Genomic DNA, 26,489 nt, shown 5'->3' with positions numbered 1-26,489 from the left:
ACTAGCGCCGCTCGTCTTCTCGTCCTCTCGTCTTCTCGTCTTCTGGTCCCCATGCGTCGCCCCCACCTCTCGCTCCAGTCCGATCCCGATTCGGCGCCCCAGCGCCTCGACCAGGTGGAGACGCCGGCGGCGCTCGTGGACCTGGATCGCCTGTCGCAGAACCTCGACCGGATGGCCGAGTATGCCGCAATACACGGTTTGTCGCTCCGGCCGCACGTGAAGACGCACAAGTCGCCGCGCATCGCGGCGGAGCAGCTGCGCCTGGGGGCGGTGGGGCTCACCTGCGCCACGCCGCGGGAGCTCGAGGTGATGGCGGACGTGACGCGCGACCTCCTGTTCGCCTACCCGTTGCTCGGGGCGCCCAGGCTGGCACGCGTCCTGTCACTCCCCGAGCGCGTGCAGCTGACGGTGGCCGTCGACTCGATGATCGCGGTCGACGAGCTCGCCGCCACCGCGCGGATCATGGATCGCCCGGTGCAGGTGTACGTCGAGCTGGACCTGGGAATGCACCGGGTCGGCGTGCAGAGCGTCGACGACGCCATCGCCCTGGCGATGCGTGTGGCCGAGCAGCCGCCGCTCCAATTTGCCGGGATCACCTTCTATCCCGGGCACATCCGCGAGCCTGTCGGCGAGCAGGACGCGAAGCTGGCGCAGCTGCGCCGCGACCTGCGTGCCGCGCTGGAGCGCATGGAGCGTTCGGGGGTGCGTCCCCGGGTGGTCAGCGGCGGGTCGACCCCGGCCGCCTGGCGCATGCACGAGATCCCGGATGTCACCGAGGTGCGCCCCGGAACGTACGTCTACAACGACCGGACGACCGCCGAGATCGGCGCGTGTGCATGGGACGACTGTGCGTTCACCGTCCTGGCCACCGTGATCAGCACCGCCGTCCCCGGGCAAGCCGTCATCGACGCCGGCTGCAAGGCGCTGGGACGCGAGCCCGTTCGCGGGGTGTCGGGGGAAGGGTTCGCGGCGCTCGTCGACCGGCCGGAGGTGACCGTGCAACGCATGTCGGAGGAGCACGGGATCCTCGACCTCAGCCGCACTGCCTGGCGTCCGCGGGTGGGCGACCTCGTGCGGCTCGTCCCGAACCACGTCTGCATCGTCGTGCACCTCAACGACACGATCCTCGGCGTGCGCGGCGAGGTCATCGAATCGAGCTGGCCGGTCAGCGCGCGGGGGCGGGGAGGAGCATCGGCCGGAGAAGCGTAGCCGGAACGACGAGCGAGACGTGCACGCGAACGCGGCGCCCCACGACCAGGAAGATCGGGTTGAGGCGATCGATCCCTCGCGGGATCGCGATCCCGTACTCGCGGATGGGCACGTCGATGCGGCCGCGGAGTGACACGTGCCCCGAGCGTTCCGCGTCGTCGAGGCGCGAGACGGGGCAAGTCGAGACGACGTCGCAACTGCGGCCACGGAGCAGCAGCGTCCCCGCCACGCGCAATTCCCCGTCGTCCCGTTGCACGCGTCGGCTCGTGAATGAGATGAACGGATGCCTCCGGGCGTCGAGGAAAGACGGCCCGCGCAGGTGACGGTCGCGCGCGGCGAGGCCGGTGGAGAGGCTCTCGGCGGCGACCACGACCTCGAGGGTCGTGCGCGCGATGTCGGTGCCCGCCAGGACCAACGTCCCGCGCACGTCGTCGAAGCGACCGCGCACGGGAAACGGGCCTAGCCACGCAATGAACTCGACGCCAAGCGAGCGCGCATCGAGCCGCAGGCGCGTCACCTCATCCATCATCAGTCCGGCGGGGCACCGCGGTCGATCCAGCGGGCGATCGTCGCCCGCTGGTTGTCGGTGAGCGCGGGGGCCGCGAGCGGCATCCGGCTCACCCCGGCGCGGAGGGCGGGGTCGTCCGAGAGAATGCGCACGAGCCACGACCGTGAGGCCGCCCCGGCAATGACGATGGTGTCGCCAGGGCTGAGCCGCGACGGGCGACCGACCAGGGCGGCGTGCGACGCGCCGGCCACCAGGGAGAGCCCCGCTTGCCGCGTGGTGGCGGAGTGGCAGCCCCCGAAGGCACACCGACGGTCGAGGATGGGCTGGACGTCATGGCTCAACGTGGGTGACGCGACGACCACGTCGGGGAGCCCGAACGTGGGATCGAGCACACCGTCGAAGTCGGCACACGCCACCAACCATGGAATGGCGACCAGCCCCGCGATGCACACGCGGCGGATGATACGCCTCGCTCCTTCCGTCAGGCGCAGCACGCTCACCGCTCCCCCGCGCCCACGCCCACCAGCGCCCGGAGCGTCGCCACGCTTCCGGGGGCATAGAACCACTCGCCGGCGACGGTCATGCGGCTTCCCACCCGCCACCGTGCGCCGGCGGCAACGTGCGGCCGGCTGGCCCGCAGCCGCAGGATCGGGTGATCGGTGTCTCTCGTTCCGTCGTCGCGCATGACGCCGATGTCGAAGCGCGAGCGGTCGACGCGCCCTCCTGCCGCAAGCCACACGAGCGTCCCCGCGGTGGACAACGCGCGTGAGGCGATCAACTCGCCCGCCGCGAGCCTTGGCTCGAAGCGATCGTTGGAGTCGTTCCCATGGCAGACGGCGGCGTAGTACGTGGCCAGCTCGGGGGGGCCCGAGGCGGCCGTGGCAGCGTTGCAGGTGATGGCTCCCTCCACCCACCCCGTCACCGCCGAGATCCGGGGCGAGATCGCGATGCCGCGCCAGGTCACCAGCGTGCGCGACACCGCCCCCGACACGAGGTTGGCCCGGGCGTCGGCGACGCGAATGGGGGGCACCCACGACCCCTCGATCACCGCGGCAGCCGTCCGCACCACCACACGCGGTCGCGGGAGGACGGGCGACAGGTTCGTCGTCTCGGGCTTGTCTATTCCCGGGCGTCGCCGCGATGCGGAGAGCGGGGGGATCCAGGTCGCCTCGACACCCAGCGACATCCGATGCCCGGGCACGACGGCGCCCAGCGAAGAGTAGATCATTGCGGCCGCGTAGTAGGCCAGGAGGCGTCCCTCTGGTTCATCGGCCCGGTAGACCTGCACCTCGCGCCCCTGGGCGGCGATGGGGACCGCGGCGCCGAGCGCAGCCCAGAGTGCCGCGCAACGCGCGACCGCGACGAGCCGCATCGAGGGAACGGCCCTGCGATGGCCACCCACCGCGGGCGAGGAAGAGACGCGCCGCCGCCGAGCGTTTGCCTTCACTACCCCCACGACCGACGACGGCGCCTCCCCGGATCGCATCAGCGCCGCGCCCTCAGGGAACCTGCACGGTCCCGCTCATCCCCGAGTGCAGCGAACAGAAGAAGTCGAAGGTGCCCGCGGTATTGAACGTGCGCGACACGGATGCATTCGACGTGTTGGGTATGGCCGCCGGTGCCCCGGTCCCCTGGAAGTTGACGTTGTGCACGAGCGCGCCGAAGGCCCACGTGACCGTCCCGCCGCGAGCAATGACGACGTTGGCCGGCGTGAAGTCGTTGGTCGTCGCCCCCGCAACCACGGTGACCGCCGACGGAAGCGAGCCGCTCACGGTCACACCGACGCCCACGCTCCTCGTGACGCTCCCGAGCGTCCCCGTGACCGTGATCGTCGCCGTCCCGACGGATGCGCCGACGACGTTCCCCGACGACGAGACGCTGGCGACCGCCGGATTGTCGGAGGCATACGCGAAGCTTACCCCGCCGATGGGCGTCCCACTCGAGGAGCGTCCGGTGGCGGTGAGCGCCTGCGCCTGCCCGACGGCGAGCGTCACGGTCGACGGCGTCACGGTGAGGTTGTCGAATGTGGCCGACGCGGGCGGCTCCGTCGGCCCGCCATTGCCGCCGCTCCCGCCACCCCCGCACGCCGCCAGGAACAATGCCGCGCCGGACATGAGCATCGTTCGACGCACGAGCACAGGGAAGGGTGAAGAGAGAGGCACGGACGTGGTGGCAACGGGGGAGGCGGGAGACGCAGCGCTCGCGCCCACGATTCGATCGCAGCGCGAACGTAGGGCTCGGCCGCACCCCGTTCAACGCCAAGGCGGTGAAGGGCCGGCTTCGTGCGGTGAAAGGCCAACCGGCGGCGGCGAATGCCCGGCCGCTGCGCCTGCTACCCCCCGATCAGCTCGCGAACCCGCGCGCGGTAGCTCTTCCCGGTCTGGACACGCGTCCCATCGGCGAGGACGATGATCCAGTCGCCCTGGAACCACGGCTGGAACTCACGGATCCGCTCCACGTTCACGATCGCCGAGCGATGCACGCGCACGAAGGTGTCGGAGGGAAGCCGCCGCTCGAGCTGCGTGAGGGTGACCCGATGCTCGAAGACCTGCTTCCCCACATGCAACCGCGCCACATCGTCCGCAGCCTCGATCCAGTCGATGTCGTGCGTGCGCAGGTAGAGCATGCGGTCGCCGACGCGCACCGTGAGGCGGTCGGCCCCCGCGCGCGGCGGCTGCATCGAATCGAGGACGCGCGCGAGGGTGGTCGCGTCGTGCGCTGCCGGATGGGCCTGCGCCGACGGTCGCAGGAAGCCGACGACGCGATCGATCGCCCGGGCGAACCGCTGCCGGTTGACCGGCTTGAGGAGGTAATCCACGGCGTTCACCTCGAACGCCGCGAGGGCGTGCTCGTCGTAGGCCGTGACGAAGATGACGGCGGGCATCCGGTCGACGCCCACGGCGCGGATCACGTCGAACCCGCCCCCCTCGGGCATCTGCACGTCGAGCAGCACGAGGTCCGGCGACTCCTCCCTGATCCGGGCAATGGCGCTCGCCCCGTCGCCGCACTCGCCGACGACCACGACGTCGTCGCGCGTCGCGAGGAGGGAGCGCAGGTGCTCGCGCGCCAGCGGTTCGTCGTCGATGACGAGGATGCGGACCCGGGCCACGGCAGAAGCGTCAGTCGGGGACATGTCGCGCAGCCACGACGCGTGCGGCCGGCTCGAGATGGAACGGGATGACGATCGAGACCTCGAAGCCACCTGTCGGGCGCGGGCTGGCGTCGAAACGGTACGCCTCGCCGTACAGCGACGACAGGCGGGCGCGCGAGTTGGCGAGTCCCACTCCCTCGCGCCGTCCATCCGGCGCCGCCTCGCCAACGCCGTCGTCGCGCACGACGAGGGCGAGCGCATCGCGCTCGCGCCGGGCGATCACCTCCACCACGCCACCCGTGGCGCGCGGCCCCAGCCCGTGCTTGATCGCATTCTCGACCAGTGGCTGCAAGATGAGGTTTGGCACGAGCGCGTCGTGCACGTCGGCCGCCATGTCGACGTGCACGCGCAGCCGCCCCTGGAAGCGCTCGCGCTGGATCCCCACGTAGTGCTCGAGCACCTCCACCTCGCGGGCCAGCGCCACCTCCTGCTCGGCGGCGCTTCCGAGGGCGATGCGCAGCAGCTCGCTCAGCCCCGCCACCATGCGCTCCGCCCGGTCCGGCGCGCGGTGGATGAGTGCGGTGATGGCATTGAGCGTGTTGAAGAGAAAGTGGGGATGGAGTTGCAGCTTGAGGCTCTGCAACCGGGCCTGGTCGAGACGGGATTGCAGCTGCTCGCCCGCCCGCGCCGCGATGGCGTAGCGCGTCCCCAGCTGCTCCTGCCAGTGCGTGGCGTAGGTCGCCACCCCCCCGGCGCAGGCGAGGAGGAAGAGGCGTGCCGCTTCGTCCAGCGGCGAGACACCGGCCGTGGTCAGGGCGGCGAGCGGGCTCGTCACCAGCGCCAGCTCCCCGCTGACGGCGAACCCCACGACCAGTCCCGCGTACTCCACTACCGCCAGCGCCGAGACCACCGCCGCCTTCCGCGTGCTGGATGCCACCGGGAGGGCCGCGAGGATGATGAAGTAGGCGGTAATGATGGGGGTCTTGAGCGCCAGCATCGGGGTCGACGCGAGTGCGTACCCGCCGATGATGAAGCTCACGGCGGTGACGTCGAGCAGCGGGTTGGCCACGCTCAACCACGCGGGGAGGAGCCGACGGCGGTGGAAGAGCGGGACCTGCACGATCGCCCAGGCCAGCGTCGGCGTGAGGATCATGACGTTGACACGGTTCAGCGCCGGTGTGAGCGACGGCGCGTAGAGCATGGCGGCCCCCCCGAGCAGGAGGAGGACCGCGATCCTCACCGCATTGAGGACGCGCTCCGCCCGGTCGCGCTCGGCAACCAGGATCTCGCCCGGGGAGAGGATGGGGGCGGGGGGGGACACGCCGACGCTCGACTCGATCACCCCACAATGTTTCACCATCGATGCGGCCCTGACCAGACGCGGCCGCCGGGCTGGGCCGTGCTACCGCCCGAGCCAGTAGCTCGCCTTCACCAGGAACACGTTGCGGGCCGGGGCGCGGAATACGCTCGCCACGTCGCGCGTGGCGCCAAGGTCGGCCCAGTCGTCGAAGCCTTGCCGCTGCTGCTGCCACACGAAGAAGAGCGTCGATCCGGGGCGATACTCCCAGCGCAGCACGGCATTCCCGCGCAGCGAGCGCACCAGGAAGTCCTGCTCCGCGAAGGTGAAGGGGGCGGCGGGGCCCTCACCGTCGGGGTCGACCGTCACCTGGTTGCCCGCCTTCGCCCCCGCGCGGGTGATGGTCCCGCGGTCGATGCCATACCGGTCGAAGGCGAAGGCGCCCGGTGTGCGGAACTCCTTGAAGGCGCCGTATCGCCCCGAGGCGACGAACGGCTGGGCCCAGAGCTGCAACGTCAGCGTCGGCGAGAAGGTCCACTCGGCGCGGGCGTCGAGCGAGAGCTCGCCCTGGTCGATGTCACCGAAGACCCATCGCCCGCCGTAGGTTCCGGTGGCGAGGGGATCGCGCACCATCGTGACGTACTGATCCACGTCCCACTGGCGGGTGAACTTGGGCCCCAGCTGGAAGCGCGCCGCGCTGGTGGGACGCAGCTCCATGCCGAGCTCCACCGTGTGTCGCCACTCGCGCTGGGCGTTGCGATTGTACTCGTAGTTGACCTGGGCCACGACCGCGCGCCGCGAGTCGGACTTGAAGCCCGATCGCAGCTGCCACTCGGCAGGCTTTCGCGTGTTGGGGCCGCCGCGCAGGAGGCGATCGTCGACCGTCTCGGGCTGGAAGAACCCCCAGAAGTTGTAGCTCCAGAAGGAATTGAGGAGTCCGGAGCTCAGGAGCGAGACGCGCCGCTCCACGACGTCGCCATCGAAGTTGGAGGCGGTGGTCATGTACAGGCTCGACTCGTGGTTGCGCAGCAGGCGCCCGATGCTGGGCTCGCGGTACTGCAACGCGCCGGAGAGCGAGCGGAAGTCGGCGCGCGTCTGGAAGCCCAGGTCATTGACCTCGAACCCCGGGGACGTCTCCTCGTACGTGACGGAGCCCAGCCAGTGCTCACCGGCGGTGCGGGCCAGCGAGAGCGTCCCGAAGTATCCACCTAACGAGGCGCGGGTGGTGTCGAGCGAGAGGGCGCGGCTGTCGGGGCGCTGGTAGGCGCGAATGGGGGAGCGCTGCAGCGCCGTCATCACCTGCGGGTCGCCGGTGACCCGGCTCCCGGCCATGAAGCCGCTCAGCGCCCAGGTGCGGTTCCCCCAGCGATGCTCGAAATCGCCCCCCGAGACGAGGGCATCGCGCACGAAGAGCGGAGCGAGCGAGGGGTCGGCCAGGTCGCGCCGCACCCCGGTCACGACGCCGCCGACGACCGAGTTCCCCTGGCGGAAGTCCTGGCGCACGCGGGTCACGAGGAATTCGGTCTGCGGCTCCACCACCGCCGAGCCGGTCACGCCGCCGGGGAGGGCGTAGCGGCCGCGCTCCTCGCGCGTGAGCGCCCCCAGCACGCCTAACGATAACCCGCGGTTGGTCTTCCCCGACACCTTGGCCGCGGCCAGGATGTCCGACTGCGCGGGGACGTCGCTGTACTCGGCACCGAGGGCGTCGAGCGAGCGGCGCGGCGCACGCCCCACGCGCCGCGTGTAGAAGAAGTTGCTCGGGTTGTTGTCGTTGAAGGTGACGCTCTGCCCGAACCGGAAGATGTCGATCCCCTCCAGGAAGAACGGGCGCCGCTCGGGGAAGAAGACCTCGAAGGCCGTCAGGTTCACCACCGCGGGATCGACCTCGACCTGGCCGAAGTCCGGGTTGACCGTCGCCGTCAGGGTGAGCCCGGCGGGGAGCCCGTAGCGCAGGTCGGCACCGAGCCGGCCCGACGCATCGGTCGGGGCATGGAACGGGTCGGCGGCGCTCCCCGGCGCCCGCGTGACCTGCGTGGAAACGTAGGGAAGGACCTCGAGGCGTCGCGGCGCCACCAGCGAGTCGAGCCCCACGAGGTCGCCATAACGCGAGACCACGCCGGGCTGCTGCGGCGGCATCGGCGACCAGGTGGCGCTCTCCTCGTTGCGGGCGAGGAAGCGCCCGAACTGGATCCCCCACTTGGTCACCCCGCGTTCGCCCACCTGGAAGCGGAGCTGCGACAGGGGAATCCGCAGCTCGGCCGTCCACCCCGCCGAATCGATCCGCGTGGCGCTGGCCCACACCGCATCCCATAGCAGGTCATTCTGGGAATCGTTGTAGCGGAACTCGTCGCGTTGCACCCCGCGAGGCGAGACCGCGAAGATGAAGGCGGTGCGCCGGTCCAGGTACGAATCGATGCCGATGCGGATCCAGTCGGAGTAGATGTCGTCGGCATCGCGACGCCCCATCTGCCGGGCGATGGAATCCGGGCGTGGATCGTGAAGACGCGCGCCGACGTAGAGGGCGTCGCGGTCGTACAGGATCCGCACCTCGGTGGCGTGCGATGCCGGCTTCCCCGGAGAGGGACGCGCCTGCGTGAAGTCGGTGGCCGGGACGGCGCGCCCCCAGTCGGCCTCGTCCAGGCTCCCGTCGACGTGAATCGGAGCGGTGCGGAACACGGCGCGCAGCGTCGGACGCGCCAGGGTGTCGGACTGCTGGGCGCCGCCCCGGACCGAGCTGGTGGCGAGCGCGAGTCCCGCCGTCAGGAGCAGGCGGGCATATGCCTTCAACATGTCAGGAACCGGCATGGGGATGGGGAGACCTGCCAGATACGCACGGCCCCGTGCGGAGGTTGGGAGGACGAGGGGGAAAGCCGGTGGGGAACAGTTGCTCCCTCGTACCTACCGTAACTCGCTGCCGCCCTGCGCTTTGAACGCGTCCGCGCCGACACTTACGCGAAGCGCCGCAACGAGAATGGCGTGAGATCGAATGCGGACACTCCCCGAGTCACGAGGTCGGCCGCCACCTCGCCCAGCACCGACGCGAACTTGAAGCCGTGGCCCGAGCAGGGGCTCAACACCAGCACCTCGTCGAGCTCGGGGTGGCGATCGACGATGAAATGGGCGTCGGGGGTGTTGGTGTACATGCAGACGGCGCGGTCCCGGAGCGGACCCGCCGCCGCGGGGACGAAACGCCGCAGCAACTCGTGAACGGGAGCAGCGTCCTGCTCCGTGACCGTGCGATCGATCGACTCCGGCGTCACCGTCGTCCCGCTGTGGTGAACGCCGATCTTCACCCCGTCGCCGAGGTTGGGCTTGGTGTAGAACAGCCGCCCGTCGTCCAACTCCCAGATGGAGACCGGCATGTGCTCGGCGGAGAAGTGCTCCGGAGTGCTCACCGGATCGAACCAGTGGATCACCTGGCGCTCCACCGTGAGCGGAAGGGCGAGCGACGCGAGGAGCGGAGCCGTCCAGGCCCCGGCGGCGACGACGAGCTGCCGCGCAACGACCGTCGCCTGCGCCGTTCGAATGGCGATCCCCTCGCGCGTGCGATCCCACCCCTGCACCGCGTCGCCCCGCCGGAGGATGGCGCCGTGGAGTTCCGCCAGCTGCAGGTGCGTCCGGACGATGGCGTCGGGGAAGAGGATCCCCGCGCGACGCTCGAGCACCGCCACCATTCCCACCGCGGGCGTGAAGGCGGGAAAGCGCTGGCGCAGCTCACCCGCCGACAGGAGCTCGTGCGGGATGTCGTGCTCGGCGGCGCTGCGCAGCGTCCCCTGGACCAACGCCCCCCCCTCGCCCCCGACCATCACCCCCCCGGTCTGGCGAAGGACGGGGTGCTCGGCCACCTGGTCCAGCTCGTCCCACAGCGTATAGGCGCGCTGCACGAGCGGGACGTATAGCGGATGCTCGTAGTATGCCTCGCGAATCATGCGCGACTTCCCGTGGCTCGACCCCATGGCGTGCGGCGGGGAATAGCGGTCGATGCCGACGACCCGCAGGCCACGCCGGGCCAGCTGATAGGCAGCCGAGCTCCCCATGGCGCCCAGGCCGACGACGGCGACGTCGAATGGTGTGGTCACGGGAAACGGGGACGGGATCGGGGCGGGGACGGGACGGGGACGGGGACGGGACAGGCGAGCTGGCGCTTGGGGAGACGCTACGGCACCACGTTGACGTCGCCGACCATCGAGCCGTGGATCGAGCAATTGTAGCGGTACACGCGGGGCGTGTTGAACTGCCGCGTCTCCGTCTTGTTGGCCGTCGCCACGTCGATGCTGTTAGGCGCGCCGGGGACCTGCTCGAAGATGACGGTATGGGGGGTCGCGCCGAAGACGAACTCCACCGTTCCCCCGGCCTTGATCGTGACGCGAGATGGGGAGAAGACGTTCCCCGTCATGGTGACCGTTGCCCGCGTCGCCGCCGAGGTGACGGTCACCTGGGCGCTGGCGCGCTTCCCGGCAATGGTCGCTCGGATGTCGGCTGTCCCCGGGATGAGGGCCGTCACCACACCCGTGGCATCCACCGTGGCCACGGCGTAGTTCGAGCTGGTCCACGTCGCGGCCGGCGCGCCGGTCACGACGTTCCCCGCAGCGTTCCGGGCCGTCGCCGACAGCTGCTTCGACTCTCCTACGAGAAGCGCCAGGGTGGGGACGTCGAGCGAGACCGATGCAACCGCACTTGTCCCCGTGGGGTTGCCATCGCCACCGCCGCCGCACGCGGCGACCGCCAGCAGCATCCAGCCCATCGACCGGCGTCTCAGCATCCGGGCCTCCGGCAGGGGGTTCACGTCGAGGAAGGCGTGGTACGCCACTCCGCCACCGCGCGCACCGCCTTGCAGGATGGGCCGTGGTCGGCGCAGTACCATCCGTGTTGATCCAGGAAGACCTGGTGCACCCCCGGCTCGCGCTCGTATCGCACCTTGTAGAGTGCCGCGACACGCGTGTTGGCGCCCACCACGGCACGCGCATCCAGCTCGTCGACGAAGACGCGCTGTGGCCAGAGGTCGAACTGGACTTCGTATCCGTTGCTGCTTGGCACTGTCGAGCCGACGGGGGACGGGAATCGGGACTGCGATCCCGAAAATACTCCACGTTGCGGCGCGTGGCGATTGCGATGAGCTTGAGGCGGCTTCGGCCCGACCACGCCTCATCGGTGCCCCCCTTCCCCACCACCCTCGTGCGCACCTGGCAGCTCCTTTCCCTCGCGCTCGCGGTCGCCGTCGTCTTCCTCGTGCGCGCCGAATATGCGGGCGCACCGGCGCAGGTTTACCTGTTCAAGCCGCTGGCGACGATCCTGGTCATGGCCCTGACGTTCCCCCTCGCCTGGGGGACGGCCGATCCATACGCGCGATTCGTCCTCGGGGGGCTCGTCTGTTCGCTGGCCGGCGATGTCTTCCTCATGCTTCCCAGCGACCGATTCGTCGCCGGACTCGCCTCGTTTCTGGTCGCCCACCTCTTCTACATCGCGGCCTTCACCCGGGATGGCGGCTTTTCCCGTGGCTCCGCGACCGCGCTCCCGCTCGTGGCGATCGGGGCGATCGTCCTCTCGCTCCTGTGGCCGCTCCTCGGTCCGTTGCGTCTCCCCGTGCTGGCGTACATGCTGGTGATCCTCGTGATGGCCTGGCAGGCGCTGGAGCGCTCGCGGCTGGGGGCGCACGACGGCGCGTGGTGGGGGGCCGTGGGTGCCGTCCTCTTCGTGGCGTCCGATTCCTCGCTCGGCCTGGCGCGCTTTCGCGGCGACCTTCCCGGCTCGCGCGCGCTCATTCTCGTCACGTACTACCTGGCCCAGTGGATGATCGCCACCTCGGCGCTCGTCCGCGCGGGCCGGCTCGCTCGTTAGGGAAACAGCATGGCGATCCTGGTGGAAGCATGCGTCGACTCGGTGCAGGGGGCGCTCGCCGCCGAGCAGGCAGGAGCGGGGCGCCTGGAGCTCTGCGCCAACCTCGTCGAGGGCGGGACGACACCGAGCGGGGGGATGATGCGCGCGGTGCTCCGCTGCGTCGGGATCCCGGTGTTCGCCATGGTGCGCCCACGGGGCGGCGACTTCCTGTATGATGCCGCCGAGATCGAGGTGATGCTGCGCGACATCGAGTTCGCCAAGTCCTGCGACATTCACGGGATCGTGAGCGGGGCGCTCAACCCCAACGGGACGATCGACGAGGACGGGACGAGCGCCCTGATCGAGGCCGCGCACCCCCTCCCCTTCACCTTCCATCGTGCCTTCGACGTGACGCGCGACCTGGACGAGTCGCTCGACACCCTTCAGGCGTTAGGCGTGCCACGCGTGCTGACCTCGGGCGGCGCGGCGAGCGCGCTCGAGGGGGCCGGGATGCTCGCCCGCCTCGTGCGCCGCGGCGGCGACCGCATCGTGGTGATGGCGGGCGGCGGCGTGCGGCGCGACAACGCCGAAGCGGTGGTGCGCGCGGCCCGCGTGCGCGAGGTGCACCTGCGAGGGGCGCACCGCACCGACGGCCGGATGACCTACCGGGCACCGCGCCTGCACGTCGCCCGCCCCTTCGTCCCCGACGCCTACGCGTGGGACGTGACCGACGGGGCCGAGATCGCGGCGGTGGTGGCCGAAGCGGCGCGCGGCGCTATGCCCTGACGGCGCGGCAGTTGAAGCACCCCGGCCTGGCGTTGTGCAGGTGCACGACGTCCACGCGCTCGATGGCGGTGACGCCGGCGGCCCGTCCTGCCTAACGGGCGCCGAGGGCGGTGGCGGACAACCCGCCGTGCCTGGCTTCGTGCTCGAGGAGCCACCGCTTGCGCTCGATCCCGCCGCCGTAGCCCGTCAGCGCCCCATTGCTCCCGATCACGCGATGGCAGGGAACGATGATGGAGATGGGGTTGCGCCCGTTGGCCAGCCCGACGGCGCGCACGCCCTTGGGGTTGCCGACCTCGCGGGCGATGTCGCCGTACGAGACCGTCTGCGCGTACGGAATGTCGCGGAGGGCCATCCAGACCCGGCGCTGGAACTCGGTGCCGTCCGGCGCCAGGGGGATCTCGAACGTGATGCGGGTGCCGTCGAAGTATTCCTGCAGCTGCCGGACGGCGTCGGCGAACGCCGCATCGTCGCGCATCCATCCCGCGTCGCGCGCCGGCCCGTGGGCATGCGGCGTCATGTACAGCCCGGTGAGGTGCCGGCCGTCTCCCGTCAGGAGCAACTCGCCGAGCGGCGAGGGCATGGTGGTGTAGTACACGGTCGTCTGTGGAGTCATCGCGTCAGCTCCGGGAGGGGGAATCGGCAGGGGTGGCCGCCGTGCGCCAGAGGTGCATCGCGGCGTATGCGCGCCACGGACGCCAGGCTTCGGCGCGCCGCACGAGTTGCGCGGCCGTGACGTTGCCGGCGGCCCGGCGTAGCACGAGATCGTTGGCGGGAAAGGCATCGGGCCAGCGCAGTGCGCGCATGGCGATGTAGTGCGCCGTCCACTCCCCGATTCCCGGGAGGGCGGTGAGTGCACGCACGGTGCGCTCGGCGTCGGCGCCGGGAGCCAGGACGATCGCACCACCGGCCACCGCCCGGGCCAGGGCAAGGACGGCGTCGGCGCGCGCCCCGGGCATGCCCAACGATGCAATGTCGCTGGTGCCGAGCCCGGCAAGGCGCTGCGCCGTCGGCATCACCCGGGTCAGGGCATGGTGACCACCCGCATACGGCGCGCCGAAGCGCTCCACCAGGCGTCCCATCACCGTCGTCGCCCCTCGTACGCTGACCTGCTGTCCGAGGATGGCCCGCACCGCCAGGGCGAAGCCGTCGAGCGTACCGGGGATGCGCACGCCCCCGAACGCCGACGGCGACGGGATGGCCCCGGCGCGCGCCAGGTGACGCGCGACGGCATCCGGATTGGCATCGAGGTCGAGGAGATCACGCAGCCGGGCCAGCAACGGCATGAGGACCGGGAGCAGCGTGGGCGAGAGGCGAGCGACGATCGCCCCTCGCGCGCGCCCGGGTGCGGTCGCGCGCCCGCCTCGACGAGCGTGACGCATCTCCACCTCGACGTGCCCCACGAGTTCGCCGTCGGCGCAACGCGCATCGGGCACGGCGTCGCCGCGAGGCGCTGCCGCCATCGACGCCGGAAAGCGGACGGTCGCCGCATACCGGCCGTCGCCCACCCACTCGGCGCCCGGGGTCGCGCGTGCCGCGAGCCAGTCGATCAGCGACTCCCAATCGAGCGGCGGACGGTAGTCGAGTGCCAGCTCGATGTGATCGGCCGTTGTCGTTCCTGCCGTGCTCGCCGCGCACGACAGGCTCGCCGTGCTCGCCGTGCTCGCCGCGCTCGTCGCGCTCGTCGCGCTCGTCGCGCTCGCCGCGCTCGCCGCGCTCGCCGCGCGTCGCAGCTCGGCGGGGGTGAGCCGGTAGCGCCGCTTGAAGGCGTCGTTGAACCGACGCAACGACTCGAAACCCGCGGCAAAGGCTACCTGCCCCACGGGGAGCCTCGTTTCGTGCAGCAAGCGCTTGGCGAGCAGCAGGCGGTGGGTCGTGGCCAGGTCCAGGAGCGATACACCGAGCTGCTCCGTGACCGCGCGCCGCAAGTGGCGCCCGGTCACGCCTAACGACCTGGCCAGCTCCTCCACCGAGCCGTCGTTCAGCGCCCCGGCGGCGATGGCGCGCGTGGCCCGCTGCGCCAGGAGCGCCGTCGCATCCACCGGGGCATTCCCCGGCGCCAGCTCCGGGCGGCAGAGGAGGCAGGGGCGGAATCCGGCCCGCTCGGCCGCCGCCGCATTGGAGAAGAAGCGGCAGTTGGCCGCGCGAGGCGTGCGCGCCCGGCACACCGGGCGGCAGTAGATGCGCGTGGAGGTGACGCCGACGTAGAAGACGCCGTCGAAGCGTGCGTCGCGCGCCGAGAGGGCGCGGTAGCAGGAGGGGCGGTCGAGGGGCATGGGAATAGTGTAACCCTGACCGTCCCGTCCCACTCGCCATTTTCGGACATTCCGGCCCGCTCCCTCCGGCCCTCCCCCCGCGCCCGAGCGCGCGCCCGAGCGCGCGCCCGACCCGCCATTCGATCAGGCGCCCGGCTAGCGCCCCTCGAACAACAGGATCGCCCCGCGCCTTGCCGGGATCCGGATCGCCTCACCCGGGGCCCAGCTCCCGGCATCCTGGAAGCCATCGATGGCGGGGATGCGGATGCGCGTCCGCGCCGGGTCCAGGCCAAGCGCCCGCCAGTCGACGCGAAGCCGCACGCTGGCGTCGGCGTCGCGCCAGGAGCCTAACGATACCATCGCCCGGCCCGGGCGCACCCACGTCGTCGCCTTCACCGCCGTGTCGCCCGTCGTGACGGGCGATGCGCCCGACCACCATCCGATCATCCGGCTGCGCTGGATCCCGAAGGCGTCCCACACCTTCCACAAAGGCGACGGGTCGCCGCTCCACGGGAGCCGGGCGGTCATTCCCATCGTCATCCCGCGCCAGGGGTTCCCCCCCTTTTCCAGCATCTCCCCCATCAGGCCGAACGGGATCCCCGACACTTCCACCAGCCAGTAGTCGGGGGAGGAGTCGTAGTCGAAGTACTCGCCGAACCAGAGGCGGTTCAGGAAGGGGAAATGCTCCAGGTACAGGTTCGCGCTCGAGGCGAAGCCGTCGCGCGGGTTGAACTGGTTGGCGGAGTGGATGTCGATGAGGGCCCCCGGGTTGCCGCGGTCCAGCACCTTGCGCACGCGCTTCATGGTCGTGCGATCGAAGGCGACATCGTCGATGTAGAGGCCATCGATCTTCGCGTGCTTCACCAACCAGTCGAGCCCCTCCACGTAGAAATTGTGCCAGCGCGACACGCCGCTGTTCACCACCGCGGCGTCCTTGATGGCGGGGACGTGCCAGGCGGCGAGGTAGTCCTCGCCCAGGTGCTCCTGCAGCCACGAGAAGCCGCCCCCCGGGCCATGCGACAGCACCTCATCACCCAGCGAGCGCAGGGCGAAGAGCTCCGGGGCGTGATTCGTGAGCTCGCGCACCGTGTAGTAGAGCTTCACCTTCATCTTCCGCGCGTGCGCGGAGTCGACGTACGCCTCGAGCTGCGCTACCTCGAGGAAGGGATAGTTGATCCACGGATTCACGCGGGTGGCGTGGTGCACGTTGACGGTGTTGGCGCCGCGGCGCGCGGCGGAATCGACCGGGACGAAGGCGTGGAAGTAGCGCGTCCCCCACTGCCCCGCCGTGTCGAGCGTCTTGAACGGCGTGATCATCAGCCGGAAGTCGAAGCGGAGCGAGTCGCCGGCGCTCATCACGCGCGAGCCGGAGTGGCAGCTCACCGCGACCACCACCTCGCCCGGCCGGGCATTCGTCCGTGCGACCGCGTCACCTGGCGCGCCCTGTTCCACCACGTCGCACCCGCCCCTGCCCCCATTCCCCCAGCTCACCGGGAGGACGAGCGGCTTCGAGAGGTAGAAGTTGGTGTTGAGCGGGCGTACGTAGTGCTCGTCCTTGAGCGTGAACTGCAGCCCGGCGTGCACGCTCCCCAGCCAGGCGGCGTCCTGGTTCTTGCTGGCGACATCCCACGTCCAGTGGAACTCGGCCGGGCGGCGCCCACCCTTCTGCCCCAGCCCCATCATGAATTCGGCGGCGTCTCCTCGCATGGGGATCTCGAGCCGCACGTCGGAGAGCGGGGTGCGCTCGTGCGCGCGCAGTGTGACGGCGTACTCGGTCGTCCCCTCGAACTCCATCCTCGCCCGTACCGACATCGACAGCGTCCCGGCCTCGCGCGTGGCCTCCCAGGCCACTGCCCCCGGCGCGCGATGCGTGACCGTCGCGGCAGTGCCGCGCCAGGCGACGGCACGCCCGGCGGAATCGCGCACCTCCAGCCGCAACGGCGCCGCGAGGATCTCGCGCGGCACCTTCCCGATCGCGGTGTTGCCGGCCGTGAAGTACGATCGAATGCTCACCGGAAGGGCATCGTCGCCGAAGCTCAACGTTCGCCCCAGGACGCCGACCGTCGTCCCATCGACCGTCATCGGCGTGTAGGGAGGGACGATGCCGTCGTCGGCCGCGAGCCGGGAGTTGAGCCAGCGCAGGCGAGTCAGCGCAGAAGGATCGTCGTCGCCGTGGTTCACGACCGAATCCGGCGAGACGCGGATCACCACGCGGGTCACGCGCTCCCTGGCGTTGCTGCTGCCGAGAGCGATGTCGCCCTCGTAGTCCCCAGGGATAGTGCCTGCGGGGATGTCGATCCCGAACCAGATCGGCTGGACGGCCCCGCGTTCCACGCGTAGCGCCCGCGTGAAGCGACGCCCCGACCAGTCGGTCCCCTCGAGATTGAACGCGGTGACGGCCGAGGCCGGGATCACCTCCGTCCCACCCTTGCGCGTGAAGTCCGACGCCTCGTAGCGCATGGAGTCGATCGCCATGCGGTGGGCCCAGACGCCGATCTGGAAGGTGTAGTACTCGCCGCGCTTCGCGGTGCCGTTGAACGGGGCGAACGGCCCCTGCTGTGCCCACTTCTGGGGAATGTCGCGGGACATCCGGATGGGGAGCGAGCGGTCTTCGGGGAAGGTGAAGTACTCGGCCCACGGATAGCGCGCCCGCATGGCGTCCAGCTCCCCTTTCGTGGCGATGACCTCCATGGGGGTGAAGCGCGAGAACTCGTCGATGGCATCGAAGCTCGTCACGCGGGCCGGCGGGAGCGACTGATATTGCTTGAGCCGGGCCGCCTGGGGGATGAGGGCATTGCGCTGCATCCAGGCGGCGTCCGCCGAAACCTCGGGCGGGCGATAGGTGATCTTCGGATAGTTGGAGGTGAAGCTCCCCGTGTAGGGGAGGTAGTAGAAGTAGTAGTCGCCGGGGACGGTCGGCGCCTGGAAGACGAAATCGCCGAACTCGCGATTGACCTCCATGCGTGCCACGTTGTGCACGCGCAGCTGCGTTCGCGCGTCGATGACGATCACGCCGACCTTCTCGGGGGCGGGGTCGCGGCGGCGCCAGGGGATGCGCACGTACAGGGCATCGCCGCCCGAGTCGACGCGGACGACGACGCGATGGTTGCCGAGGGAGTCGGGCTCCCACGGCGGGGCCGCGGTGCGCGACGGCGACTGCCGCGCGGGGCGGGCGCCGGGGGTGGGGGAGGAGGAGACCTGGGCGCACAGGGGAGCGCTCGCGAGCGCGAGTAGCGCGGCCAACGCGCGAAGGTGGGAGGGGAGGAGTCGTCGCGGACGCATTCGGCGAATATGCGTGCGACACCGGGGTTCCGTCACAGGCTCGCCCGCTCGCACCTTGCGCCTCCCTGCAATCGCGCCGAGCATTCCCCGACCCCCTCGCATCCGGCTGGGGGGACCGGTGCACTCCCTCCGCTCGATCGATGCGCCTCCACCGCCCGCTCGTCACCCCCCTCCTCGCGTTGGCGCTCGCCGGCGCCGTCGCCCCGGCATCGCTTGGCGCCCAGCGCCCCTCCCGCACCGCGACGGTCTCGTCACCGGGCACTCCCCCGCCCTACAACCCCGCCCTCTACTCCGACCCCTCGGCCACCAACAAGGCCTTCAAGTCGCTCCGCTGGCGCCTCATCGGCCCCTTCCGCGGCGGGCGCGTCGATGCCGTGGCGGGTGACCCCACCAAGCCCCTCGTCTATTACATGGGGGCGGTGAACGGCGGGGTCTGGAAGACGGCCAACGCCGGGCTCTCGTGGGAGAACATCACCGATGGCAAGTCCGACATCTCGTCCGTCGGCGCGGTCACGGTCGCCCCGTCCGATCCCAACGTCATCTACGTCGGCACGGGCGAGTCGCAGCTGCGCGAGGACCTGACCTACGGCACCGGCGTCTATCGCTCCACCGACGCGGGCGAGACCTGGCAGCACCTCGGCCTCGTCGAGACGCACCAGGTCACCGCCATCCGCGTCCACCCCGGCAACCCCGACATCGCCTATGTCGCGGCCATCGGTCACGCCTTCGGCCCGAATCCGGAGCGAGGCGTCTTCCGCACCACCGACGGCGGCAAGTCGTGGAAGAAGATCCTCTTCCTCGACGATTCCACCGGGGCCACCGATCTCTCGCTCGACCCCACCAACCCGCGCATCCTCTTCGCCAGCATGTGGAAGTTCCAGCGCTCGCCGTGGGGGATGGACGCCGGCGGCGGGAAGAGCGGGCTGTGGAAGTCCACGGACGGGGGCGACACCTGGACCGACCTCTCGGCCAATCCCGGGATGCCCAAGGCGCCGCTGGGGAAGATCGGCGTCGCCATCTCGCCGGCCAACCCGCGGCGCATCTACGCCTCGGTGGAGGCGAAGGACACGTTAGGCGGGATCTTCCGCTCCGACGATGGGGGGGCGACGTGGAGCCGCACCAACGGCGAGCAGAAGTTCCAGGTGCGTCCCTGGTACTACTCGGCGGTCACCGCCGACCCGCTCAACGAGAACGTCGTCTACGTGATGAACCTGCAGGTGTGGAAGTCGATCGACGGCGGCAAGACCTTCTCGCGGCTCCGCGTTCCGCACGGCGACACGCACATCATGTGGGTCGACCCCAGGGACCCGAACCGCCTCATCAACGGCAACGACGGCGGCGCGACCGTCTCGCAGGACGGCGGCAAGAGCTGGTCGTCGATCTACAACCAGCCCACGGCGCAGTTCTACCACGTCATCACCGACAACCAGTGGCCGTACCGCCTGTACGGCGCGCAGCAGGACAACTCGGCCATCACCATCGCCTCGCGCTCGGACTTCGGCTCCATCACCGAGCGTGACTGGTGGAGCGTGGCCGGGTGCGAGAACGCGCACATCGCCGTCGACCCGCGCAACCCGAGCATCACCTACGGCGGGTGCTACACCGGGATGCTGATGCGGCACGACAACCGCACGCAGCAGACCCGCGACATCGCCGTCTGGCTCAACAACTACGACGGGATCCCGGCCAGCGACGTCCCCAACCGCTTCCAGTGGACCTTCCCGGTCCTCCTCTCGCCACACGACCCCAACGTCTTGTACGCCACCTCGCAGCACGTCTGGCGCTCCACCAACGAGGGGCGCAGCTGGGAGAAGATCTCCCCCGACCTCACCTACGCCGACCCGGCCACGCTGGGGCCCACCGGCGGCCCGGTGCACAGGGACATGACGGGGACGGAGTGGTACGCGACGATCTACGCCTTCGCCGAGTCGCCGCGCGCCAAGGGAGAGCTCTGGGCGGGGTCGGACGACGGGCGCGTGCACCTCTCGCGCGACGGCGGCGCCTCGTGGACCGAGGTGACCCCCAGGGCGATGGCGAAGCACACCCGCATCACGGGAATCGAGCCCTCCCCGCACGACCCGGCGGTCGCCTACCTCTCGGCCACGCGCTACCAGCTCGACGACTTCCGCCCGTACCTGTACAAGACGGCGGACTACGGGAAGACCTGGACGCGCATCGACAACGGGATCGCGATGGGGGCGTACACGCGCTCGATCCGCGAGGATCCCGTGCGTCGCGGCCTCCTGTTCGCGGCGACCGAGACCGGCGTCTGGGTCTCGTTCGACGACGGCGCGCGGTGGGAGACGTTGCAGCTCAACCTTCCGCGCGTGAGCGTGCGCGACCTGCGCGTGCACGAGAACGACATCGTGGTGGCCACCCACGGCCGATCCTTCTGGTCGCTCGACGACATCGCCCTCCTCCGCCAGCTGCATGACTCGGTGACCGCCAAGCCGCTCCACCTGTTCCAGCCCAGCACCGCGTGGCGCTTCGCCGGCGGGCACGGCGGCGGGCGCAACGCCGGCGAGAACCCGTATGACGGCGTCCTCGTGGACTACTGGCTCGGCAAGGCGCCGGCCGGCAAGCTGGTCCTCGAGTTCCTCGACCCGCGCGGAGGGGTCGTCCGCTCGCTCTCGAGTGCGGACCCGGCCAAGGGCGATAGCACCCGCCCCGCCGTGCGCCGCGATTCGCTGGCGTACACCGCCTCGGACTCCCTCGTCACCACGCGTCCGGGGACGAATCGCTTCTTCTGGAACCTGCGCTACACCGACGCCAAGTCGCTCAAGACGGTGGTGAACGACATGGGGACGCTCGCCGGCCCGGCGGTCGTCCCCGGCGAGTTCACCGTGCGCCTCATCGCCGGCAGCGACACGCTGGCGCGCCGGTTCGCCGTGAAGCTCGACCCGCGCCTGGACGCGACCACTGCCGACCTGCAGGCGCAATTCGACGTGGGGATGAAGGTGCGGGGGCGCATCGGCGACATCGTGGACGCCTTCACCCGCATCGAGGACCTGCAGAAGCAGATCGACGTGCGGGTGGAGCAATCGTCGGAGCAGCCCCACGCCCAGCGGGTGAAGGACGCCTCGAAGCCGGTGCGCGAGCAGCTGGAGGTGGTGCGCACGGAGCTGGTCGACTGGTACAACCACGACGACCAGGCCACGCTGCACTTCCCGATCAAGCTGTACAACATGATGCTCTCGCTCAATTCGCAGGTGCTGGGGCAGGACGCCGCCCCCACGAGGCAGCACGGGGCGATCCTCGACGACCTCGGGGGGAAGGTCGACGTACAGCTGCAACGCCTGCAGCAGCTGGAGGCGAACGAGATCCGCGCGCTCAACCGCCTCCTGCAGGAGCTGGGGCTCCCCCCGGTCTTCGTCCCGCCCTCGGCGGTGAAGACGATCTCCTGATGGCGGCGCTCTTCTTCATCGTCTTTCTCGACCTCGTCGGGTTCGGCATGATCATCCCGGTGCTCCCGTTCTACGCGGAGCACCTGGGGATCGCGCCGTCGCTGATCATCTTCTTCTTCGGGCTGTACTCGGTGGGGCAGCTCGTGGGTGCCCCGCTCTGGGGGGCGCTGAGCGACCGGCTGGGGCGCCGCCCGGTCCTGCTCGCAACGCTGGCCGCCAACGCGGCCGCCAACGTCGTCCTGGCCTTCGCCGGCAACGCCTGGCAGCTCGCCCTCTCGCGCCTGGTGTCGGGGCTGGCCGCCGGGAACGTCTCGATCGCCTACGCCTACGTGGCCGACGTCACCACCGACGCCGAGCGCCCGAAGGCGCTGGGGATGCTGGGCGCGGCCTTCGGCCTCGGCTTCATCCTGGGGCCTGCGTTAGGCGGCGCGCTCGGGGGCGGCGAGGCCGGCAGCGCCAACATGACTCGCGTTGCCCTGGCCGCGGCCGTCATGTCGTTGCTCGCCTTCCTCGCCACCTTCGCCAGGCTGCAGGAGAGCCATCACGAGGAGCACCGCGCGGCGGCCGGTGCCGAGGCGAAGGGACTGCGGTGGCGCCTCCTCGCGCGCATCGAGCTCCGGCACCTCCTCGCCGTCACCCTCATCGTCGTCGGCGCCGTCTCGATGCTGCAGGGGACGTTCTCGCTCTGGGCCGCCGAAGGGCTCGGCGTGAGCCCGCGTCACCTCGGATTCGTCTTCGCCTTCATCGGGGTGATCGCGGTGACCGTGCAGGGGGTCCTCATGGGGAGGCTCTCGTCGCGGTACGCGCCCGAGGCGCTCACGCGGACGGGGATCCTCCTCGTCGTGGTGGCGCTGGTCTTCATCCCCCTCGCGCCGAATGTCTGGGTCTCGCTCGCCCCGATGGCGCTCTATGGCGTCGGGAGCGCGCTCTTCTCGCCGAGCGTGAGCACGCTCATCACCCGCACGGCGGGGGCGACGGAGCGCGGGGCGGTGCTGGGCCTCTTCCAGGGGACGGCGAGCCTCGGGCGGGTCGTCGGGCCGATGGCGGCCAGCGGGATCACCGCCCTGGCCGGGCTTCGCGTCCCGTTCTGGGTGGCGGCCGCCGTATCGTTAGGCGGAGCGGTGATGGTGCACCGCCCGGGTGGGACGCCGGGCGCCGCCGCTGGCGATGCGCCGTCCGACGTGGCGGCGACGCCGCCCTAGGCGGCCCCCAGCCCGATCCGGCGGGCCACCTCCTCGAAGCGCGGGTCCTCGCGCACCGCGGCCGGCCACGGGAGGACGCGCAGGCGCACGAGGTCGCTCACCCGCTCGTCCATCGCCTTCTCGATCCAGCGGAACGTCTCCTCCACCTCGCCGAGTCCGGCATGGCCGAGGGCCCGGTCGAGCGGCGAGACGTATCGCTCCTTCGCCGCCGCCTCCAGGCGCCGCAGGACGTCGCGGGTCACCTCCGGCCGTCCGAAGATCCCGGCCGTGATCCCCAGGTATCCCATCCCGATGGTATCGCCGGTGAGCTGGACCAGCCGCTGGAAGGCGGCGATCGCCTCGTCGGTGCGCTGCTGCCAGACGTAGACCGCTCCCAGCGGCCAGTAGGTCAGCGCGAATTCCGGGTCGAGCGCCTGCGTGCGGGCCAGCTGCTCCAGCGCCTCGTCGAAGCGACCGGCCCAGAACAGGGCGTAGCCCATGTGGGCGTTGATGATCAGCGACAGCGGATCCAGCTGCAACGCCGTGCGCATCGTCTCGATCATCTCGTCCATGCGCCGCATCACCAGCAGGCACCACGCATACCACTGGTGGGCACTGGCATAGGTGGGGTCGAGCTCGATGGCACGGCGGAACGACGCCTCGGCGCCGCGGAAGTCCCAGTCGTAGAACAGGCGCGTGTAGCCGAGCGAGGCGTGTGCCTGTGCCAGCGCCTCGTCGATGTCCAGCGCCCGCATGGCCGCGGCCTTGGCCTTGGGATACGACTCGCGGGGCGGGAGATAATTGTAGTAGCCGAGGACGTTGTACGCGTCGCCGAGTCCCGCGTAGGCGAGGGCATAGCTCGGGTCGCGGTCGATGGCTTCCTGGAAGTGGCCGATGGCCCTCAGGAAGCCGTCGCGGGTGCGCTTGTTCCACTGGTAGCGGCCGCGCAGGTAGGCGCGGTACGCCACCGAGTCCTCGGTGTAGCGGCGCATCAGCTCCTGCTTCTCCTCGGCCGACAGCCGCAACCGGAGCGACTTCACGATCTCGGCCGCCATCTCCTCCTGCACCGCGAAGATGTCCTCGGCGCTGCGCGAGATGCGGTCGCCCCAGAGCTGCGCCTCGTTGAGGGCATCGGTGAGCTCGGCGCTCACGTGCAGCGTCTGCCCGCGCTGGCGCACCCGCCCGGTGACGAGCGCCCGCACCCGCAGCTCGCCGGCCACCACGGGGATGTCGATCTCCCGGCGCTTGTAGCGGAAGACGACCGACCGCGGGACCACGCGCAGGCCTGACACGCGGGTGAGCTTGTTGAGGATGCTCTCGGTGATCCCGTCGGCCAGGTACTCGTCGTCCGTCCCGGCCGCGGGGGAGTCGAACGGGAGCACGGCGAGCGAATCGATGGGCCCCGACGTCGGCATGCTCGGGGTCGGCGTACGCGCGGACGATCCCAGCTCACGCGTGGTGAGCGTCGCCGGGCGCGATGGCGGAAGGTGGCGCGTCTCGAGCGAGCGCAGGTCGTTGCGCATCTCCGCCGCCGAGGCGTAGCGCTGATTCGGGTCCTTGGCCAGCGCCCGGGCCAGCACCTGGCGCAGCGCCTCCGGGACGTCGTCGCGGGGAATGGGCGGCGGGTCCTTCACGAAGTGCTGGAGGATGATCTGCTGCGCCGTGTGTCCCTCGAACGGCGGGCTCCCGGCCAGCATCTCGTGCATCACGCACCCTAACGAGTAGATGTCGGTGCGTCCGTCCAGCTCGTCCCCCCCGCCCTGTTCGGGACTCATGTAGTGCGGCGTCCCCAGGACCAGCCCCGTGGCGGTGAGCATCGTCTGGCCGTGCCCGGCGGCCTGGCGCACGGCGCGCGCGATGCCGAAGTCGGCCACGATCGCGTGCTCGTCCTCGAGCAGGATGTTGGCCGGCTTGATGTCGCGGTGGACCACCCCGTGCCGGTGCGCATGGTCGAGGGCGTCCGCGACCTCTTCCGCCAGGTGCACCACCTCGGACACGGGAAGCGGCCCCGTTTGGTGCAGTCGCTGCTGCAGCGACTCCCCGTTGATGAACGGCATGGTGTAGTACAGGATCCCGTCCGCCTCGCCGGCGCTGAGCAGCGGGACGATGTGCGGGTGCCGGAGCGTGGCCGCCACCTGGATCTCGCGCCGGAACCGGTCGGCGTCGACACCGGCCGCCACTTCGGCCGAGACGACCTTGATGACCACGGTCCGTCCGAGGCTCGTCTCGCGCGCCTCGAAGACGCGGCTCATCCCACCGCCCCCCAACTCGCGCGTGAAGGCGTAGCTCCCCGTCAGGGCACGCTGGAGCCGAAGGGCGACCTTGTCGTCGGGAGCCGCGGTGTACATGGGGAGATAACATTACCACGACGCGCAAGCCTTCGCGCCCTGACACACTCGCCGCCGCGCTAAGGATCTGTCAGGCAACCGGCGCGCCCCGCCGTGACCTCTCGCGTGAGGGCGCCCGGCCCACCGACGCGCGCGTCGCGCCCACCAACCCCAATGGGTAGGGCGGCGACCCGGGCCAACGACGTCTTGCGGGTGGCACCACGGACTCGTATTTCATGGCGCGCCCCGCCGCCCCTAGTTCAGAAAACCCGGGCCCCGGCGCGCCCCCTCCCGCCTTCGAGGCCCAGGATGTCGAACGCGCACTCCTCTCCCCTCCCGCCGCTCCCGCCGACCATCACCCTCCCCACCTTCAAGGTCACCGCCAAGCAGAGCGGCACCATCCAGGTCCCTCCTTCGGAGTGCTTTTACTACGCCGGCATCCAGTCTCTCTGGGTGTACTGGCTGGTCGAGCTCCCCGTGCTGGAGCCGGTCCTCACCCCGCTCGGCATGACCCCCGCCAGCTTCGAGGGGATGGGGGCGGTGGGGATCAACTTCTTCAATGCCGCGGTGCTGTATGGAATGGGGCAGCCCGGCAATCCCGGCGCGTCGGGCTTCAACGAGACGGAGCTCAACATCCTCGCCTTCCCCACGAACCAGGCGGCGAACGTCCCGGCGATGACGTTCAAGGACTTCGTGACCAATGGCGACCAGACCAAGCGCATCGGCGCGTATCGCGTCTGGGTCGCCTGCGACAACGCGATCGCCGTCGCCGCCGGACAGCAGGTCTACTTCGAGAACAAGTTCCTCACGGACTACACCTACAACGTCCCGGCGCTCAACAACCCCGGACAGTCGCTCTTCACCTGGACCTGCCACGACCCCGACGACGGGGCGAAACACATATACGATGGTCAGGTTTCCCTCAGCGGGCTCAACCCCATCCCGGGGAACATGTCGGAGTGGATCGACCTGAGTTATGTCGCCGACGCCAAGCGTGTCGCCGGGTCGCGCCGGAATTACCTCGGGATGTACAACACGTACTTCATCCCCCAGGCGAACCACAGCGCGGTGAGCATCACGATGGGGACGAGCCCCCACCCGATGCGCGCGGCCATGCAGCAGCTCATCGGGACGCGACAGGCGGTCGCCGTACAGCTCTTCCAGAGCCCGGCCTGCATCGCCGAGGCGCGGACGTACTGGGCCGACCTCTGATCGGGGAGCCTGCTCATGTCCCCTGACGACACCTCCCCACGGCGCAGCCGTGCGCGTGCCGCGATGGCGCACCCTTCCCATGACAGCGTGACAAGCGCCCCCAGGCGGGGCGCGTGCGTCCCC

General features: G+C 70.5%; 20 protein-coding genes. 6 read left to right on the top strand and 14 right to left on the bottom strand.

Translation table 11 applies throughout. From position 1 onward, the window contains the following. The first annotated feature begins 51 nt into the window (after positions 1-51). On the top strand, positions 52-1,209 hold the full coding sequence (locus ABS52_06535) for an alanine racemase (GenBank protein ODT04035.1): 1,158 nt from the start codon (positions 52-54) through the stop codon (positions 1,207-1,209). On the opposite strand, the gene ABS52_06530 is transcribed toward ABS52_06535, so the two are convergent. From ABS52_06530 to ABS52_06485, 10 genes are all read right to left on the bottom strand, one after another. Beyond that, positions 1,166-1,738 carry a hypothetical protein gene (locus tag ABS52_06530; GenBank protein ID ODT04034.1) on the bottom strand — a complete coding sequence of 191 codons (573 nt, stop codon included), beginning with the start codon at positions 1,736-1,738 and terminating at the stop codon, positions 1,166-1,168. The two genes, ABS52_06535 and ABS52_06530, sit on opposite strands and share 44 nt — an antisense overlap. Continuing rightward, entirely contained in the window at positions 1,738-2,169 is a 432-nt protein-coding gene (locus ABS52_06525) for a hypothetical protein (GenBank protein ID ODT04033.1), read from the bottom strand. Before ABS52_06525 ends, ABS52_06530 begins: the two co-directional genes overlap by 1 nt. Positions 2,170-2,213: 44 nt before the next feature. Continuing rightward, positions 2,214-3,089: a hypothetical protein gene (locus ABS52_06520; protein ODT04032.1), complete on the bottom strand. Its 876-nt coding sequence runs from the start codon at positions 3,087-3,089 to the stop codon at positions 2,214-2,216. A 127-nt stretch (positions 3,090-3,216) separates the two neighbouring features. After that, a complete protein-coding gene (locus ABS52_06515) occupies positions 3,217-3,855 on the bottom strand; it encodes a hypothetical protein (protein ID ODT04031.1) in 639 nt (212 codons plus the stop codon). A gap of 194 nt (positions 3,856-4,049) precedes the next feature. Next, a complete protein-coding gene (locus tag ABS52_06510) occupies positions 4,050-4,850 on the bottom strand; it encodes a hypothetical protein (GenBank protein ID ODT04030.1) in 801 nt (266 codons plus the stop codon). Then, the gene (locus ABS52_06505) at positions 4,837-6,150 is read right to left on the bottom strand and encodes a hypothetical protein (protein ID ODT04029.1); all 1,314 of its coding nucleotides are present in this window, start codon (positions 6,148-6,150) and stop codon (positions 4,837-4,839) included. Before ABS52_06505 ends, ABS52_06510 begins: the two co-directional genes overlap by 14 nt. 60 nt (positions 6,151-6,210) lie before the next feature. Continuing rightward, on the bottom strand, positions 6,211-8,895 hold the full coding sequence (locus ABS52_06500) for a hypothetical protein (protein ODT04028.1): 2,685 nt from the start codon (positions 8,893-8,895) through the stop codon (positions 6,211-6,213). A gap of 158 nt (positions 8,896-9,053) precedes the next feature. Continuing rightward, positions 9,054-10,142 (bottom strand): N-methyltryptophan oxidase, encoded by a 1,089-nt coding sequence (locus ABS52_06495; protein ODT04135.1) that lies wholly within the window; start codon positions 10,140-10,142, stop codon positions 9,054-9,056. Positions 10,143-10,261: 119 nt separating this feature from the next. Continuing rightward, entirely contained in the window at positions 10,262-10,915 is a 654-nt protein-coding gene (locus ABS52_06490; GenBank protein ID ODT04027.1) for a hypothetical protein, read from the bottom strand. Beyond that, positions 10,888-11,142, bottom strand: coding sequence for a hypothetical protein (locus tag ABS52_06485; GenBank protein ODT04026.1), 255 nt, complete (start codon positions 11,140-11,142; stop codon positions 10,888-10,890). The genes ABS52_06490 and ABS52_06485 overlap by 28 nt, the downstream gene beginning before the upstream one ends. 138 nt (positions 11,143-11,280) lie before the next feature. Here ABS52_06485 and ABS52_06480 point away from each other — a divergent pair, with 138 nt between their 5' ends. Both ABS52_06480 and ABS52_06475 read left to right on the top strand, forming a co-directional pair. After that, entirely contained in the window at positions 11,281-11,943 is a 663-nt protein-coding gene (locus ABS52_06480; GenBank protein ODT04134.1) for a hypothetical protein, read from the top strand. A 9-nt stretch (positions 11,944-11,952) separates the two neighbouring features. Beyond that, positions 11,953-12,708 (top strand): hypothetical protein, encoded by a 756-nt coding sequence (locus tag ABS52_06475; GenBank protein ID ODT04025.1) that lies wholly within the window; start codon positions 11,953-11,955, stop codon positions 12,706-12,708. Between the two features lie 91 nt (positions 12,709-12,799). Here the strand turns inward: ABS52_06475 and ABS52_06470 are convergent, their stop codons facing one another. The 3 genes from ABS52_06470 to ABS52_06460 all read right to left on the bottom strand — a co-directional run bounded on the left by ABS52_06470 (position 12,800) and on the right by ABS52_06460 (position 18,170). Then, positions 12,800-13,321, bottom strand: coding sequence for a cysteine methyltransferase (locus ABS52_06470; protein ODT04024.1), 522 nt, complete (start codon positions 13,319-13,321; stop codon positions 12,800-12,802). 4 nt (positions 13,322-13,325) lie between these two features. Then, positions 13,326-14,981: a hypothetical protein gene (locus tag ABS52_06465; GenBank protein ID ODT04023.1), complete on the bottom strand. Its 1,656-nt coding sequence runs from the start codon at positions 14,979-14,981 to the stop codon at positions 13,326-13,328. 135 nt (positions 14,982-15,116) lie between these two features. Then, complete coding sequence (locus ABS52_06460) at positions 15,117-18,170, bottom strand: hypothetical protein (GenBank protein ID ODT04133.1); 3,054 nt, start codon at positions 18,168-18,170, stop codon at positions 15,117-15,119. 413 nt (positions 18,171-18,583) lie between these two features. Here ABS52_06460 and ABS52_06455 point away from each other — a divergent pair, with 413 nt between their 5' ends. Together ABS52_06455 and ABS52_06450 are read left to right on the top strand one after the other, a co-directional pair. Continuing rightward, positions 18,584-21,646, top strand: coding sequence for a hypothetical protein (locus ABS52_06455; protein ODT04132.1), 3,063 nt, complete (start codon positions 18,584-18,586; stop codon positions 21,644-21,646). Continuing rightward, positions 21,646-22,848, top strand: coding sequence for a hypothetical protein (locus tag ABS52_06450; GenBank protein ID ODT04022.1), 1,203 nt, complete (start codon positions 21,646-21,648; stop codon positions 22,846-22,848). The genes ABS52_06455 and ABS52_06450 overlap by 1 nt, the downstream gene beginning before the upstream one ends. Here the strand turns inward: ABS52_06450 and ABS52_06445 are convergent. Then, positions 22,845-25,175, bottom strand: coding sequence for a hypothetical protein (locus tag ABS52_06445; protein ID ODT04021.1), 2,331 nt, complete (start codon positions 25,173-25,175; stop codon positions 22,845-22,847). The genes ABS52_06450 and ABS52_06445 overlap by 4 nt on opposite strands. A gap of 288 nt (positions 25,176-25,463) precedes the next feature. Here ABS52_06445 and ABS52_06440 point away from each other — a divergent pair, with 288 nt between their 5' ends. Beyond that, the gene (locus ABS52_06440; protein ID ODT04020.1) at positions 25,464-26,366 is read left to right on the top strand and encodes a hypothetical protein; all 903 of its coding nucleotides are present in this window, start codon (positions 25,464-25,466) and stop codon (positions 26,364-26,366) included. Positions 26,367-26,489 lie beyond the last annotated feature (123 nt).

The organism is Gemmatimonadetes bacterium SCN 70-22, assembly GCA_001724275.1.
Taxonomy (GTDB): domain Bacteria; phylum Gemmatimonadota; class Gemmatimonadetes; order Gemmatimonadales; family Gemmatimonadaceae; genus SCN-70-22.
The sequence above is the reverse complement of the archived record's forward strand: the minus strand, read 5'-3'. Positions and strand labels throughout refer to the sequence as shown.

Excerpts from the sequence above, each read along its gene's own strand:
- ABS52_06500 (ODT04028.1), bottom strand. The coding sequence starts at position 8,895 with ATGTTGAAGGCATATGCCCGCCTGCTCCTGACGGCGGGACTCGCGCTC.
- ABS52_06470 (ODT04024.1), bottom strand. The coding sequence starts at position 13,321 with ATGACTCCACAGACGACCGTGTACTACACCACCATGCCCTCGCCGCTC.
- ABS52_06535 (ODT04035.1), top strand. The coding sequence starts at position 52 with ATGCGTCGCCCCCACCTCTCGCTCCAGTCCGATCCCGATTCGGCGCCC.
- ABS52_06465 (ODT04023.1), bottom strand. The coding sequence starts at position 14,981 with ATGCCCCTCGACCGCCCCTCCTGCTACCGCGCCCTCTCGGCGCGCGAC.
- ABS52_06495 (ODT04135.1), bottom strand. The coding sequence starts at position 10,142 with ATGGGGAGCTCGGCTGCCTATCAGCTGGCCCGGCGTGGCCTGCGGGTC.
- ABS52_06520 (ODT04032.1), bottom strand. The coding sequence starts at position 3,089 with ATGCGGCTCGTCGCGGTCGCGCGTTGCGCGGCACTCTGGGCTGCGCTC.
- ABS52_06450 (ODT04022.1), top strand. The coding sequence starts at position 21,646 with ATGGCGGCGCTCTTCTTCATCGTCTTTCTCGACCTCGTCGGGTTCGGC.
- ABS52_06510 (ODT04030.1), bottom strand. The coding sequence starts at position 4,850 with ATGTCCCCGACTGACGCTTCTGCCGTGGCCCGGGTCCGCATCCTCGTC.
- ABS52_06445 (ODT04021.1), bottom strand. The coding sequence starts at position 25,175 with ATGTACACCGCGGCTCCCGACGACAAGGTCGCCCTTCGGCTCCAGCGT.
- ABS52_06530 (ODT04034.1), bottom strand. The coding sequence starts at position 1,738 with ATGATGGATGAGGTGACGCGCCTGCGGCTCGATGCGCGCTCGCTTGGC.
- ABS52_06475 (ODT04025.1), top strand. The coding sequence starts at position 11,953 with ATGGCGATCCTGGTGGAAGCATGCGTCGACTCGGTGCAGGGGGCGCTC.
- ABS52_06440 (ODT04020.1), top strand. The coding sequence starts at position 25,464 with ATGTCGAACGCGCACTCCTCTCCCCTCCCGCCGCTCCCGCCGACCATC.